Source organism: Devosia sp. LjRoot3 (assembly GCF_964252865.1).
Taxonomy (GTDB): Bacteria; Pseudomonadota; Alphaproteobacteria; order Rhizobiales; family Devosiaceae; genus Devosia.
This window is the reverse complement of the sequence record NZ_CAXUPK020000005.1, coordinates 102969-116586: the sequence shown is the minus strand read 5'-3', so window position 1 is coordinate 116586 and position 13618 is coordinate 102969. Positions and strand designations below refer to the sequence as shown.

General features: G+C 60.5%; 14 protein-coding genes. 10 read left to right on the top strand and 4 right to left on the bottom strand.

The genetic code is table 11. From position 1 onward, the window contains the following. The first annotated feature begins 16 nt into the window (after window positions 1–16). The 3 genes from csgH to ACSQ2A_RS17835 all read left to right on the top strand — a co-directional run bounded on the left by csgH (window position 17) and on the right by ACSQ2A_RS17835 (window position 1594). Window positions 17–394: a curli-like amyloid fiber formation chaperone CsgH gene (gene csgH, locus ACSQ2A_RS17845; protein ID WP_436073320.1), complete on the top strand. Its 378-nt coding sequence runs from the start codon at window positions 17–19 to the stop codon at window positions 392–394. A 225-nt stretch (window positions 395–619) separates the two neighbouring features. Next, window positions 620–1027 carry a curlin gene (locus ACSQ2A_RS17840; RefSeq protein WP_436073319.1) on the top strand — a complete coding sequence of 136 codons (408 nt, stop codon included), beginning with the start codon at window positions 620–622 and terminating at the stop codon, window positions 1025–1027. 147 nt (window positions 1028–1174) lie between these two features. Continuing rightward, window positions 1175–1594 carry a YciI family protein gene (locus tag ACSQ2A_RS17835; protein ID WP_295411603.1) on the top strand — a complete coding sequence of 140 codons (420 nt, stop codon included), beginning with the start codon at window positions 1175–1177 and terminating at the stop codon, window positions 1592–1594. 167 nt (window positions 1595–1761) lie between these two features. On the opposite strand, the gene dksA is transcribed toward ACSQ2A_RS17835, so the two are convergent. After that, window positions 1762–2178, bottom strand: coding sequence for an RNA polymerase-binding protein DksA (gene dksA / locus ACSQ2A_RS17830; RefSeq protein ID WP_295411602.1), 417 nt, complete (start codon window positions 2176–2178; stop codon window positions 1762–1764). Between the two features lie 231 nt (window positions 2179–2409). Continuing rightward, window positions 2410–2829: a flagellar assembly protein FliX gene (locus tag ACSQ2A_RS17825; RefSeq protein WP_295411601.1), complete on the bottom strand. Its 420-nt coding sequence runs from the start codon at window positions 2827–2829 to the stop codon at window positions 2410–2412. Window positions 2830–3075: 246 nt separating this feature from the next. Between ACSQ2A_RS17825 and ACSQ2A_RS17820 the strand changes: the two genes are divergently transcribed. The 4 genes from ACSQ2A_RS17820 to ACSQ2A_RS17805 all read left to right on the top strand — a co-directional run bounded on the left by ACSQ2A_RS17820 (window position 3076) and on the right by ACSQ2A_RS17805 (window position 5571). Next, window positions 3076–4200 (top strand): flagellar basal body P-ring protein FlgI, encoded by a 1125-nt coding sequence (locus ACSQ2A_RS17820; protein ID WP_295411600.1) that lies wholly within the window; start codon window positions 3076–3078, stop codon window positions 4198–4200. Next, window positions 4200–4523 carry a rod-binding protein gene (locus ACSQ2A_RS17815; protein ID WP_436073318.1) on the top strand — a complete coding sequence of 108 codons (324 nt, stop codon included), beginning with the start codon at window positions 4200–4202 and terminating at the stop codon, window positions 4521–4523. Before ACSQ2A_RS17820 ends, ACSQ2A_RS17815 begins: the two co-directional genes overlap by 1 nt. After that, entirely contained in the window at window positions 4523–4993 is a 471-nt protein-coding gene (locus tag ACSQ2A_RS17810; RefSeq protein ID WP_295411598.1) for a hypothetical protein, read from the top strand. The genes ACSQ2A_RS17815 and ACSQ2A_RS17810 overlap by 1 nt, the downstream gene beginning before the upstream one ends. A gap of 251 nt (window positions 4994–5244) precedes the next feature. Continuing rightward, window positions 5245–5571: a hypothetical protein gene (locus ACSQ2A_RS17805; RefSeq protein ID WP_436073317.1), complete on the top strand. Its 327-nt coding sequence runs from the start codon at window positions 5245–5247 to the stop codon at window positions 5569–5571. 288 nt (window positions 5572–5859) lie between these two features. On the opposite strand, the gene ACSQ2A_RS17800 is transcribed toward ACSQ2A_RS17805, so the two are convergent. Continuing rightward, entirely contained in the window at window positions 5860–6987 is a 1128-nt protein-coding gene (locus ACSQ2A_RS17800; RefSeq protein WP_436073316.1) for a flagellin, read from the bottom strand. Window positions 6988–7713: 726 nt separating this feature from the next. Between ACSQ2A_RS17800 and ACSQ2A_RS17795 the strand changes: the two genes are divergently transcribed. The 3 genes from ACSQ2A_RS17795 to flaF all read left to right on the top strand — a co-directional run bounded on the left by ACSQ2A_RS17795 (window position 7714) and on the right by flaF (window position 11088). Next, on the top strand, window positions 7714–10140 hold the full coding sequence (locus ACSQ2A_RS17795; RefSeq protein ID WP_436073315.1) for a flagellin: 2427 nt from the start codon (window positions 7714–7716) through the stop codon (window positions 10138–10140). A 197-nt stretch (window positions 10141–10337) separates the two neighbouring features. Beyond that, window positions 10338–10775, top strand: a complete 438-nt coding sequence (gene flbT, locus ACSQ2A_RS17790; RefSeq protein ID WP_295411594.1) for a flagellar biosynthesis repressor FlbT — start codon at window positions 10338–10340, stop codon at window positions 10773–10775. Then, a complete protein-coding gene (gene flaF, locus ACSQ2A_RS17785) occupies window positions 10714–11088 on the top strand; it encodes a flagellar biosynthesis regulator FlaF (protein ID WP_436073314.1) in 375 nt (124 codons plus the stop codon). The genes flbT and flaF overlap by 62 nt, the downstream gene beginning before the upstream one ends. Window positions 11089–11413: 325 nt before the next feature. Here flaF and ACSQ2A_RS17780 read toward each other — a convergent pair whose 3' ends face one another. Continuing rightward, window positions 11414–13618 (bottom strand): hypothetical protein, encoded by a 2205-nt coding sequence (locus tag ACSQ2A_RS17780; RefSeq protein WP_436073313.1) that lies wholly within the window; start codon window positions 13616–13618, stop codon window positions 11414–11416.

Sequence of the window (13618 nt, the reverse complement as noted above, 5' to 3'; positions counted from 1 at the left end):
TCATCAGGAGGACGACATGCTTCACCCACTCATTCAAACCACCTTCGCGGCCGTCGCTGTTGTCACCGCCCTGGGTTTTGCCGCCAATGCCAATGCAGCAGGTGGCGATTTCGCCTGTGGCGTCATCAGCAAAACCCAGGGCGGGATGCTCGCCCTTGAAGGCACGCTTGTGAGCCCCACTGCCCTGACGGGCGAATACCGCTTCGCACTCAAGAGCGCAGGCGGCGGTGGCTCCACCAATATCAGCCAGGGCGGACAGTTTTCCGCCGCGCCCAATGCCGAGATTTCTCTCGGCCAGGTGATGATCAATGCCGGCTCCAATGTCAGCGTCGATTTCACCGTGACGGCCAATGGCAAGACCTTTGACTGCTCGCAGACCGCTACGCGGACGTGAGCAGGTTTCCAGTTCGTCGCACCCCGTGACGAAGCGGGTCAGGATGACCTTCCCTTGACCCAAGACCTGCCCCGGCTTCGGCCGGGGCTCTTTTTTTGCCGCTGAAGATTCCGTGAACGAAATCTGAATGTGCCGCTCCGAATGGGTTCAGTCGAGGCTGGCTAACCTCGTTTCATGAGCTGGAAGACCAGCACCGGGAACGCACAAACACTTTGGAGAGACCAAATGACCGCCACCTTCACCAAGACCGTCGCCGCCGCCGTCACCGCTCTTCTCATTGGCATTTCGCCCGCCATGGCCGGTGGTCAAATCTCGATCGGCTTCGCCCCCACCGACCCTGACCAGGCCCAGGCGCTTGGTCTTGGCCTGCGCATGTTCTCCGTCGTCCAGGGCATGTCGGCCAATGGCGGCAATGCCTTCCAGAACGGTAATTTCAATTCGGCCGGGTTCAGCCAGAACGGCTCCAACAATTCGGGTCTGATCGTCCAGGACGGCAATGGCCACAACGGCACGATCAGCCAGAACGGCAATAACAATACCTGCGGCCTGTTCCAGTTCGGCGAAGCGACCGACGCTCAGTGCATGCAGAACGGCAATGGCCAGAGCGGCATCACCACCGTGTTCGGCTTCTGAACTTCACTCGCACCATCTCATGCAGACGGGGCCGAAAGGCCCCGTTGTCATTTTTGCGTTTTCGTCTCTCAAATGTCGAAGCAGTCCGGCTAGGATCGTCGCCAAGACGAGCAGGCAATTGCGCACTGCCAACCGAGGAGACATCCGATGCGTGTCGTCGTTTTTGTGAAAGCCACTGTCGATAGCGAAGCCGAAGTCATGCCCGAGGCCCAGATGCTCGAGGAAATGGGCCGCTACAATGAGCAGCTGGTCGATGCCGGGATCATGCTCGGTGGCGATGGGCTGAAACCCAGCAAATATGGCAAGCGCGTCGTCTTCAGCGGCACCGGCCGTTCGGTGATCGACGGGCCCTTTGCCGAAACCAAGGAATTGGTTGCCGGCTACTGGATCTGGGAAGTGCGCGACATGGACGAGGCCGTCGAATGGGTCAAGCGTTGCCCCAATCCCATGTTGACCGACAGCGAGATCGAAATCCGTCCCGCCTTCGAGATGGCAGATTTTGCCGAGCAGATGTCGCCGGAGGCCGAGGCCATCCACGAGCGCAATCGCTCACGCCTCGAAAGCTGAGCCCATACCGCCGCAATTCGACCTGTCGCAGGCACCCGGTATTGAACGAGGGCAGTCTTCCGCGGCACGCGCGTGGAATCTAGAAAAGGCTTTCCGAAGAACGGCTAAGCGGCAAAAGCTGACGCAAAAAAGAAAGCCCGCTCGAAAGCGGGCTTCAAATCTCTGTCTTACTCGTCGCGATAGACCTTTTCGCGCCGCTCGTGCAGCTCCTGCGCCTCGAGGCTGAGCGTGGCGGTCGGGCGGGCGTCGAGGCGGGCGACACCAATCGGGTCGCCGGTTTCTTCGCAGAAGCCGTAGGTACCGTCGTCGATCCGCTTCAGTGCCGAGTCGATCTTGCCGATCAACTTGCGCTGGCGATCGCGCGTCCTCAGCTCCAGTGCCCTGTCGCTTTCCGAGCTCGCCCGGTCGGCCATATCAGGATGGTTCTGGCTTTCTTCCTGAAGGTTTTCCAGAGTTCCGCGGCTTTCCCGCAGGATCTCGTCCTTCCAGGCCAGAAGCTTGTTTCGGAAGTACTCCCGCATCCGCGGGTTCATGAACGGCTCGTTTTCACTCGGCCGGTATTCAATCACTTCAACCGAAGACATCAGCAGACTCAACTCCAATGCACCCCACGGCGGCCTATATATGCCGCAGGTCAACCCCGAGCAAGCGAAGTTCTTAAAGAGCCTTAACTATGAAAAGCCCCTTTGCTTCAGGTGCATAGCGCGAGTCTGACAACATTTTGATGAAGCTTGGGCCCGCCTTTGTCCACAATTTGAACAGCAGCGCGATCTTTTCCGAAAATCAGCGTCCACTTTTCCGGATCATTCGATAGCTCAAAAGTCAGGGAATCGGCCCTGTTTGGCGAGCTCGACGCGGACCCGCAATTCGATATCATCGAGCACGGCGTCGAGCCCTGGCTCGGTGCGATCGCGATAGACACTGAGCTCTTCGATAAGGGCGTCCATACGCTCGGGCGTGATAATGCCGACCAGGAGATCGGCCTTGATGCCGTCGAGAATGTCGAGCAGGTTCGTGCCGCGTTTGACCGCCTTGCGCTTGCCGCCCATGGCATCGCCCACGGACTGAATGGCAAGGATGGCATCGAGCGGGGCCACCTGCGAAACCGGAGCCGCCCGCGCCACGCGGGCCGGAGCCGACACGTCGGCCATGGTGAAGGACTGGCCTGGCGCATATTTCCCGACGGAAGCGCGCGACGCTACACTGCTCATCCGATTGGCGGATTCTATACGCACTGACTGACTCGCCCCCGAGATTCCTGTTGCAGGCAAAATCTGCCCTACATGGTTAATGACGACTTAATGACCCCGGCAAGATTTGCACACTGGCGCATTTAGTCGATCACCCTGCCTTGCCGATCGAACACATTATCCTTTGATATAAGGCACTTACGAAGAAATTCGCGATTTGGCACGCTTCTCGCATTACCGAAAGCGACCGCGGCGCCATGGGGATGGTGCAGCTTCGTACCGGGGATAGACATGCCGAACAAATTCTTCCGCATAGGCCTTGCTGCAGCGCTCAGCGCAGCACTGTCTCTAGCGCCTCTGGCCCAGGTTGCCGCCGCTCCTGCCCGCATCAAGGACATCGTCGATGTCGAAGGCGTTCGCGAGAATCAGCTCGTGGGCTATGGCCTCGTCGTCGGTCTCAACGGTACGGGCGACAGCCTCAACAATTCGCCCTTCACCAAGCAGTCGCTCCAATCCATGCTCGAACGTCTCGGGGTCAACACTCAGGGCGAGAATGTGCGCACTGCCAATGTGGCGGCCGTGATGGTGACGGCGAGCCTGCCGCCCTTCGCCGCGCAGGGTTCGCGCATGGACGTTTCCATCGCTTCGCTCGGCAATGCCAAGAGCCTGCAGGGCGGCACGCTGCTCGTGACCCCGTTGCTCGGCGCCGACGGCGAAGTCTACGCCATCGCCCAGGGTCCGGTCGCCATCAACGGTTTTAGGGCGGAAGGCGACTCGGCGAGCATCGTTTCGGGCGTGCCGACCACAGGCCGCATTTCTTCGGGCGCGCTGATCGAACGCGAAATCGACTTCGAACTCGGCTCCCAGCACTCGCTGCGCCTGACGCTGCGCAATTCGGACCTGACCACGGCCCGCCGCATCGCAATGGCGATCAACGATTTCATCGGCGCCCCGACCGCCGTTCCGGAAGATCCGGCCACTGTGCGCCTGACGCTGCCGGTCAATTTCAACGGCAATATCGTCGACCTCCTCACCGATATCGAACAGCTCATCATCCAGACAGACCAGTCGGCCAAGATCGTCATCGACGAAAACAGCGGCATCATTGTCATGGGCAAGGATGTGCGCGTGTCGAGCGTGGCGGTGGCACAGTCGAACCTGACGGTCAGCATTGCCGAAAATCCGGAAGTGGTGCAGCCCCTGCCTTTCAGCCAAGGCGTGACGGCGGTCGAGCCCAATACAGATCTCAGCGTGACCCAGACCGACACGGCGCTGCAGGTGATCAAGGAATCCGTGACGCTGCAGGAACTGGTCGACGGGCTCAATGCGCTGGGGATTTCGCCCCGCGATCTCATCGCCATCCTCCAGGCCATCAAGGCCACCGGCGCCCTTCAGGCCGAGATCGAGGTGCTGTGATGGAAACTGCAATCAGCGGCGTAAAGACCCAGACCAGCCTCGACAACCGTCAGCTCGACAAGCTCAGGAAGCAGGCGGAAGACCTCGAAGGCGTGTTCCTCAATCTGCTCACCAAGGAAATGTTCGCCACGGCCAAATCGGAAAACGGCTTTGGCGGCGGCTTTGGTGAAGAGACCTGGCGATCCATGCAGGCCGAACAGCTCGCCAATACCATGGCGCAGAACGGCGGCCTCGGCATCGCCGACCAGATCCTGGGCGACATGATCGCCCTGCAAGAAGCCAACCAGAACAATAATATGCGTCCATCAGGAGTGTACCGTTAATGTCTGCAGCAGCCGATCGTATTGCGTTCCTCGACAGCCTGCCGGCCGAAGAGCTTTGTGCCCAGGCAGAATCCGCGCTTCAGGCACTCGTGACCATGATGAACGAGGAAACCACCCTGCTCCGCGCCGGCCGTTTTCGCGACGCCGCTGGCCTGACCGCCCAGAAAACCCAGCTGGCACAGGACTATGTGGTCTTCGCCCGCTCGGTGCAGCGCCAGACCGAGCGCCTCGTGGCCGAAGCGCCGACCTCGCTCGACCGCCTGCACAAGAACCACGACGCCCTCGCCACCCAGATGGCCGAAAATCTCCGCGTCATCGCTACGGCGAAGAATCTTGCCGAAGACCTGATCGGCGACGTTGCCGATACGGTTGGCGCCAAGGACCACACGCGCACTTATGACCGCAGCGGCGAAGTGAAGATGCCGCGCGCGGCGTCGGCCCGCGGCATCGCGGTTAATCGCGCGCTCTAGTTTGGAAGAATCGCCGCGGCGCTCCGCCTGATCCAAAGTAGGGCGAGCACTCCAGAAGGGGCGCCAGAAACGCTACCGGCCACAGGGTCTCCGCAGAAGCGGAGGCCCTTTTTGCTTGGTCCGGCACACATGGTTACCCAATCCCTCCGAAATGCAGAGGTGTGTCTTAAAATCGTCCCGTCGGGACAAAGGGAGAGATAGGAAAGGCTTCATAGCCTGGTGTCGGCCAATTGTGGCTCCAGGACAGGAACATGAGCGCCAGAATCGCGCCGAGGGCCGATACCATGGGTATCGCCTTCTCGCCGCATCTTCCCAGGTTCATCCGCCAAGACCGGCGGGACGACAAGAACGGCTCAAACAAGGGCCAACAGAACGAAGCCGAGCCGCAGGCACTGCCCGCCGGATTCGGCGGCGTGGCGGCAGAGGGCAGTCTGCCGCCCGAGACTATTTTCGAAGCAGCCCTTCTAGGCAATCAACAGGCGATCGACCCGCCGAGCCCTTATGAAGTGGCACGACGCCTGCGCAACGAATGGTCGCCCCCGACCTATGGCTTCAAGCTGACCGACAAGACGATCTAACACTGCCGAAAATGCATGAGCCCGGGCCGATCCAACGATCGGCCCGGGCTTTTTTGTTTGGTATGGGCCGCAGTATTCCCGCACCTGATTGTCACCCGGCGAAGGCCGGGGCCCAACCTGAGATCTCAAGATGGGTCCCGGCCTTCGCCGGATGACAGCCGGTGAGAAGCCGGCCATCCGAACTGGACGCACACCGTCGCGGGCGAAGTATTCGAACTCGCGCGCAGCCCAGAAACGAAAAAGGCCCGCCTGAGGAGGCGGGCCAAGTTCAGTGAAGATTGGGATCTCTTACGAGAGAAGGCGAAGAGCGGTCGTTTCGGACGACTGCATGATCGAGAGAGCGGTCGTTGCCATCTGCTGGCGGGTCTGGAGAGCAACGAGGTTCGCAGCTTCCTGATCCATGTCAGCAGCGGTCAGGTTCGAAGCGCCGGCCTTCAGGATATCCGACAGCGAGGCGTTGAAATCCTTACGGGCACTGATGATCGACTGGTTCGAAGAGAACGAGGCGGCAGTAGCTTCCAGCGAGTCAGCGGCGCCGATCAGAGCGGTAAGCGAGTCATTCACCGCAGTATCGGTCTGCCAGCTGGAGCCGGCGGTGGTGATGTTGAGCGTCGAGGCGCTGACTGCGGTGCCCTGGATCGTCGTAGACGAAGAGCCGTTTTCGTTCAGGGCCAGCTTGATCTTGTCGCCATCAAGCAGGTTGGAACCGTTGATGCCGGCATCCTTGGCGATCCGGTCGATTTCCGAGCGGAGGGCATCGAACTGCTTGGCGAGCGAGGTACGGGTCTTGTTTTCCACGTAGTTGGTGGTGCCGGCGGTCAGGCCGATATTGGCCACGGTGCCCGTGCCACCGACAACGATGTTCTTGGTGCCCGTCGCTTCGAGGGTCAGCTTGCCGTCAACCAGCGAGGCTTCAACTTCCGCAGCGCCACCGTTGATGGCGTCGATAACGTCCTGGACCGTGTCGGCAGCGACGACCGTGTAGGTCGAGGTCGCGGTGCCATCGCCGACCGTAATGGTCTGGCCGACGGTGAAGCCGAGGCCCGGTGCGGCGCCATCGACCTGGGTCGAAGCGGTCAGGTTCACGGTGCCCGCCACCTTGGCAGTCGTTGCCGAGGAGGTCAGCGCCTGGCTGGTGAGGCCGCGGGCTTCCTTGATCAGGCCCTGGATGCCCTTGATACCTTCAGAGGCGGCCTTCATGGAGGACTGGGCGGCGTTAATATTGTCCATCAGAGCATCAATCGAAGCAGCGCGGGTGTCCATCGAGGAAGCAGTAAAGAACTTCGAGACATTGTCGAGCGGGCTGTTGACGGCCTTGCCGGTGACCAGACGGTTCTGAGTAGTGGCCATCTGTTCTGCGACGTTACGGAGAACGGTGAGACCGGTGCGGGCGTTGGACGAGAGGTTGATGCTCATTTGTTTGGACTTCCTGTTCCAGAGATTTTGTTTTCTTCCGGCGTTTCTTGCCGGCGAGATCAGGTTTAGTGTCCAATTGCTGCGGGCCCCTCTCGGGAAACCGCGCAATTTATTTCAAATTTTATCTAATTTCCGCGGGGCCGGATTTGGCCCCTGCCCGACGGTTCCGGGAGGTCACGAATCGCGCGCGTATACGCGCAAGGGGGCGAGCACGGTGGAAGTGCGCTTGCCTGTGCATCTCAGGATGGCCCCGCCCGCGCCGGGAGTGTTCGCTTGGAACTTATTCTCAACGGCGGTGCCGCCCTCGGGCTCGACCCGAGGGCGGCACCGCCTGCGCCACAATGCCTGTGGTTCCCGCATTGGCCCTTGGGTCGGGCCAGCCAGGTGTTTTCGAGAGCTTCACGGCAGGGACGATTGGAGGCAGTTGCGCGGTTCGCAGCGCCTGAGTCTTGGCCAAAGACTCGCCATGGCGGCCGCCTTTGGCACCAGAGTCTTCCCTAACCGATGCGGTTAACCCGGACTTTCCGTGCCGAAAATTTAATCAGCGAAGAGGTCCGGAAACTCAGGAAAAAACCCGGAAAACCTGGAAAAACCGTGACAAAATAAGCCTTTACGGACAGCGTAAAGATGTTCGCAATTTAAGAAGTTTTTAGCAAGTCGGCGCCATTCTGAGCGTGTCTCAAGGATTGAGGCATAAGCACCACACGTCCAGAAGGAAAACCTAGTATGGGTTCCGATGTTTCTCTCTCAAAGGCCGTTCGCGCGAACCTTTTGAGCCTCCAGAATACCGCCTCGATGATGGACAAGACGCAGCAGCGCCTTGCCACCGGCAACAAGGTGAATTCTGCCCTCGACAATCCGTCGAACTTCTTCACGGCATCGGCTCTTAACAGCCGCGCCGCGGACATGAGCAACCTGCTCGACTCGATGGCCTCGGGTATCAAGGTCATCGAAGCTGCCAACAACGGCATCACCGCGCTGACCAAGAACCTGGAATCCATGCAGTCGACGCTGCGCCAGGCTCGTCAGGACAAGTCCTTCCAGACCAAGTCTTTCGACGTCACCGATGCTTCGGTGATCTCGCTGGTTGGCGGTCAGTTTGGTGACGTCCCCTCCGAGATCAAGCTGACCAACGCGGTTGCCGGCGACAAATCGCTGCTGACGACCGCCTCCGCGACCGAATATCTCGGCACGGTTTCGACCACTGCCGCAGCTTCGGGTGCCGGCGCTCGTACGCTGATCACCACCAACACGGCTTTTGCCGATGGCGAAACCTTCACCGTTGCCGGCGTGACCATCACGGCCGACGAAGGTGTTGCAGCTTCCGGCGTTACCGATGCCGAACTCGCTGCCACGATCCAGTCGGCTCTCGACCTCAATGCTGGCACCACGCAGAAGTATAGCGTTGCTGTCGGTACGGGTGCCAATGTCGGCAAGATCATCATCGAAACCGTCGACCCGACCGCGGAAGCTGCCGAGGTTGTGTTCCAGGCCGCTGATAGCGACGTCAAGGGCACGACGTCGTTCAACTACTCGGCCGTTTCCGGTGCCATTCAGGTTGGTGGTCAGACCATCAATACCGGCGCTACCTACGACGACTTCGTTGCCAGCCTTCAGGCCAATGCTACCGCCGGCGGCTACTCGGTTGTCGCTGACAGCGTCACCCAGAACATCACCCTGACCAACGTTGCCTCGGGCGCTTCGGCTCCGTCGGTGACCGGCATCCCGGTGAACCAGGCGGCTCAGGCAGCTACCACCACGTTCAACCTTACCGGTGGTACGGGTGGCGCGGCCGATACGATCACGGTCGATGGTATCAGCCTGTCGCTCGCTGTTACTGGTACTGAAGACCTTTTCGGTGCCGACGTCGTGGCCAAGATCACTGCCGACCCCACGCTGGGTGCCAAGTATTCTGCGGCCTACGACAACGCCACGAACACGCTGACCCTGACCGACCTCACCACTGGTGCGGGCCGTTCGACTGCCACGATCGACTTCACCGGCGTTACCACCGGTACGGCTCCTGGTGCTCCGGCTGCGACGTTCACGCAGGGGCAGAATGCAGTCGTTGGCGGTGCAACCCAGACCGTTGGCATTCCGCGTGCCTACACCACTGAAGTTGCGGCCGAAAAGGACGAGTTCACCGTCTCCTATGACGGCAAGACCGCCAATATCTCGATCTCGGCTGCCAAGGGTGGCATCGGCGCTGGTTATGCTCCGAACGCTCTGGACAAGGCCGAATGGCGTGAAGAGGTGGTTGCCGCCGTCAACAGCCAGCTCGAACAGGGTGGCATCACTGGCGTCGAAGCCAAGTTCGGCGACGATGGCAAGCTGCAGATCGTTGCCAAGACTGCTGAAGCCAAGACCCTTGCCATTGCTGGCACCGACGCCGTTGCCCTCTTCGGCACCGGCACTGTCGATACCGGCACGGCACCCGTCTCGGGCCTCAACGCTACCAAGACTGTCGACAAGTTCGTCGAACTGATCAACCGCGACTTCGGCGGCAAGGTCCGTGCTTCGAACGACAACGGCAAGCTGCGTCTCGAAAACCTCTCGACCCAGGAACTCGACGTCGGCGTTGACATCAGCGGCAACGACGCCTTCGTGGCCTCCAAGATCGAAGGCAACACGGTCCGTGCGAACCTGTCCAAGCAGTTCAACGAACTGCGTGACCAGCTCGACAAGCTCTCTGACGACTCGTCCTTCAACGGTATCAATCTGCTTCGTGGCGATAAGCTGAAGATCACCTTCAACGAATCCGGCACGTCCTCGATCGATATCCAGGCCAAGGACAAGAACGGCAACGTTCGCGGCATCAACGCCTCGAACCTCGGCGTCGATAGCCTGATCGCTGAAGACCTCGACACCGATGCTGACATCGACGGTTTCCTCGCCAAGCTGTCTTCGGCCCTGACGGAACTTCGCTCGCAGGCTTCGGCCTTCGGTTCGAACCTGTCGTCGGTCGAAAACCGTCAGTCGTTCACCAAGAACATGATCAACACGCTGGAAACCGGCGCTGCGAACCTGACCTTGGCTGACACCAACGAAGAAGCTGCGAACCTTCTGGCTCTCCAGACGCGCCAGCAGCTCTCCTCGTCGGCTCTGTCCATGGCTTCGCAGCAGGACCAGGCAGTTCTGCAGCTCCTGCGTTAATCGCAAGCTTCATAACGACGAAAGGAAGGCGGGCCACAAGCCCGCCTTCTTCTTTTGGCCAGATGAGAATCATCTCAAGGCGTGATTCCCCTGCCCGCTCCGCCCTTTAGTCGCTGGCGTCCGTCGACCGCGACTGCTATCCATCCCTAAGCCCGCCAGACGAACGGCGGCATTCCCAGAACAGGAAACCAGAGCCCATGTCCCTAAAAGTCGAACTCAAGCCCGGCGAGCGTCTCATCATCGGGCAGTGCATCATTACCAATTCCGACCAGCGGACTCGGCTCTTCATCGACGGCAAGGCGCCCATCCTGCGCGAAAAGGATATCCTGACCATCGCCACGGCAGATACGCCCGCAAAGCGCATCTACCTGGCCGTACAACTGATGTATCTCGAGGACGACACGGCGCGGCTTCGCGACGAATACTTCCGTCTTGTCAATGAGATAATCCAGGCTGCACCCTCGATGATCACGCTCATAAACGGGATCAACAACGAGATTTTAACCGGCGCGCTGTACAAAGCTCTCAAGGCAGCCCGCAAGTTAATTCAGTACGAACAGGACCTTCTTGCAAATGTACCATCAGGGAGCGCAGGCATACCAACAGGTAGCCCGCAAAACGGAAGCCCCGCGTGATCGCGAAGCCAATCTGCTGTCGCGGGCGGCTGCCAATCTCCAGCTTATCCACGACGCATGGGACCTGAAGCAGGACAGCCTCCAGGAGGCTCTGCTCTTCAACCGCCGCATCTGGAATATCTTCCTCACCTCGGTTACCCGCGAGGACAACCCCCTTCCCGCCCAGGTTCGCCAGAACATTGCGAATCTCGGTCTGTTCGTGATGAACGAAACCCGTGAACTGCACATCGACCCGATCAAGGCCAAACTGCTGCCGCTGATCAATATCAATCGCCAGCTCGCAGCCGGCCTGCGCGGTGCAGAAGAAGCCTGATAAGGCCAGCGCCCACAAGATCGCCTAGATGCGGTGACAAGAGCCTCCGGATGTAACCGGGGGCCTTTTTGTTTGTGGTGTCAGCTTGCGTGGACATGGCAGTTGGGCCCGGCTTGGCAGGGCTCGGTTACTCTCCCGCCGCCAAACTCACTGCGCCGCCCTCGGGCTGGGCCCGAGGACAGCGCGGTAGTGGGGAGTCAAAGGCGATCCGGACGCCTTGCTTGCGTGGCCTCCACCCCACAAAGATCCTCCCAAAAACAAAACGGGGCGCTTGCGCGCCCCGTATTCGTTTCGGCCTTCTGGCCACTAGGACGCCTTCTGGCGCCTATTTGAGGTAGTTGACGAGGCTTAGACCGGCGACCGTCGCCGTCGTCTGGTAGCTGGCTTCGAGGCGCGTCTTGAGCGCCAGGAGCTGCATCACCGTTTCTTCCATGCTCACCGTCTCGACCTGGCTCAGCAGCGTTTCAAGCTGGCCGGAAGCGGCGGTATTGCGCTCGGCGGCGCCGCCGGTCGTGGCGCGAACCACGCCCAGTTCGAGACCGATCTGCTCGATCGAACCCTTGTTTGTCGCCGTGGCGCTCGAGGTTGTCGCCATCTGCCGCTCGACCATGGCGCTGAAGCGCGCCTTGGAGGTCGTGTCGTTGATGTCGTATTCCTGCGAGCTCATTGCCGCGAGCGTCTTGACCAGGTCACGCAGGCCCGTCTCGTTGGCGCGGACGCCATAGCCGACCTTGGTGGAATCGTCGACCTGTGCGGTCGCCGACAGGCGCGGATTGTCACCGGTTGTGCCGATTTCGCCCGTGTACCACTTCACCGTCTCACGGGTATTGGGTGCCGCAAAAACCGTCGCGGTTTCCGGGTTGCCGCCCGAAAGATCGATGCGGCGCGCCACCCCGTCGGTGGTGAAGAAGTCGTCGGCCGCAGCGTAGCTGGAGGCGGCGACCAGTTCAGTCTTGCTGGTCTGGTCGAGCTTGAGCTTCAGGGCCGCTTCAAAATTGGCCGTGGTTTCCTCGGGCGTGGCGCCGATGACGAACTGGCCGGTAACCGGTTCGCGATCGACGGCCTGCAGCACGATCGGCGTGCTGGTGCCATCAGGCATCTTGAGGTTGATGGTCACGGACTCGCCGGCGCGCGGATTGTCCATGAATTCAACGCTCATGCTTGCCGGGTTGCCGGCAATCGCACTGACATTGATCTTGCTGCTGGTCGTCGAAGCCGAGGACAGCTTGTAGCCGAAGATGGTCGGCGGGCTCTGTTCGGCGATGTTGACGATCCGATTGTTGCCGGCATCCACGCCGGCCGTCAGCCGACCCATCTTCACCGGGGCCGTGAGCCCCCCCATCTCCGTCTCGATGAGACCCTGGAGGTTCTTGAGCGTTTCCTTGCGATCGGCGCCGATGAGGTATTCCGGCGGATTTGCCGCTGGATTGACCGGACCCGTGACCGCCTTGAACTGGAAGTCCCGCGTAACGCCCTGATTGTCCTTGACGCCGATGGTGATGACTTCGCCGTCCACGGGCTGCTTGCCGAAGGTGACCGAAACCGAATTCATGCCATCGGTGTAGCCAATCACCTTCACGTCGGCATCAGAGGGGGTGATAACCTTGAAATTCTCGAGGTTCCCGAGCTTCTGGCCCATGAGGTCTTCAAGATTGCCGGCCGTCTGCTCCAGCGTACCGCCAATCGTGTATTGCGGCGGCACTGCATCAGCGTCGGCCGCACCGGCCACGGCCTGGGCAGAGAAGGTCTGCGTGCTGCCGTCGCGACGCGTCATCGTGAACGAGACGATGTCGCCCGGTGCCGGCTGTGCGCTTACCTGCACGGTGGGTGCCAGCGGGTCAGCGGTCGGCCCGGAAGTCTGCGTCGTGTCCGTATTGCCCGAGATCGACATGAGCTTGTAGCCGAACCGGTCGAATTCAGCCGAGGACAGAACGAGCTTGTTCTCCCAGGGGCCGAGAACCTTCGAGCGTGGCAGGCCGACATTGGAGAGCGTATCGGCGGAGTCGGCGCCCAGATCCGCCTTGCGGCGTTCTTCAGCGACGCGGAGATAGCCGTCGGCCGTGCCTTCGCCATACATGATCTGGTCATAGGTGGCGACCGGCGCGCTGTCGGTCTTGTTGCCGCCCATGAGATAGCGGCCCGCAACGCTCAGGTTCAGCGTTTCGAGCAACTGCGACAGGCGGTTCTGCGAGTCCTTCTGCAGGCTCACCATGGTGAGATTGTTCTCGCCATAGCTGGTGGGCGTCGCCGAGGTCCGGGTCTCGGACTTGAGCTTGGCGAGGGACGTAAAGCCCTGGTCGAGGAAGTTGAGCCGGAGATTGACCGTGTCGATATTGGCCGCAAAGGAATCGAGCTTGGTCAGACGGTTGCGCGTCGCGAGCGACACGGTACGGTCAAAGCCCATTTCGGCAAGGGTCTGCGACTTTTCTCCAGACCCAAGTTGGGTCTGGAGCTTGCCGAGCTGGTTCTGCATGGTCGAGATGGCGCTATAGCCCGCATTGACCGGATACATGGATTTATTGATCAGCAT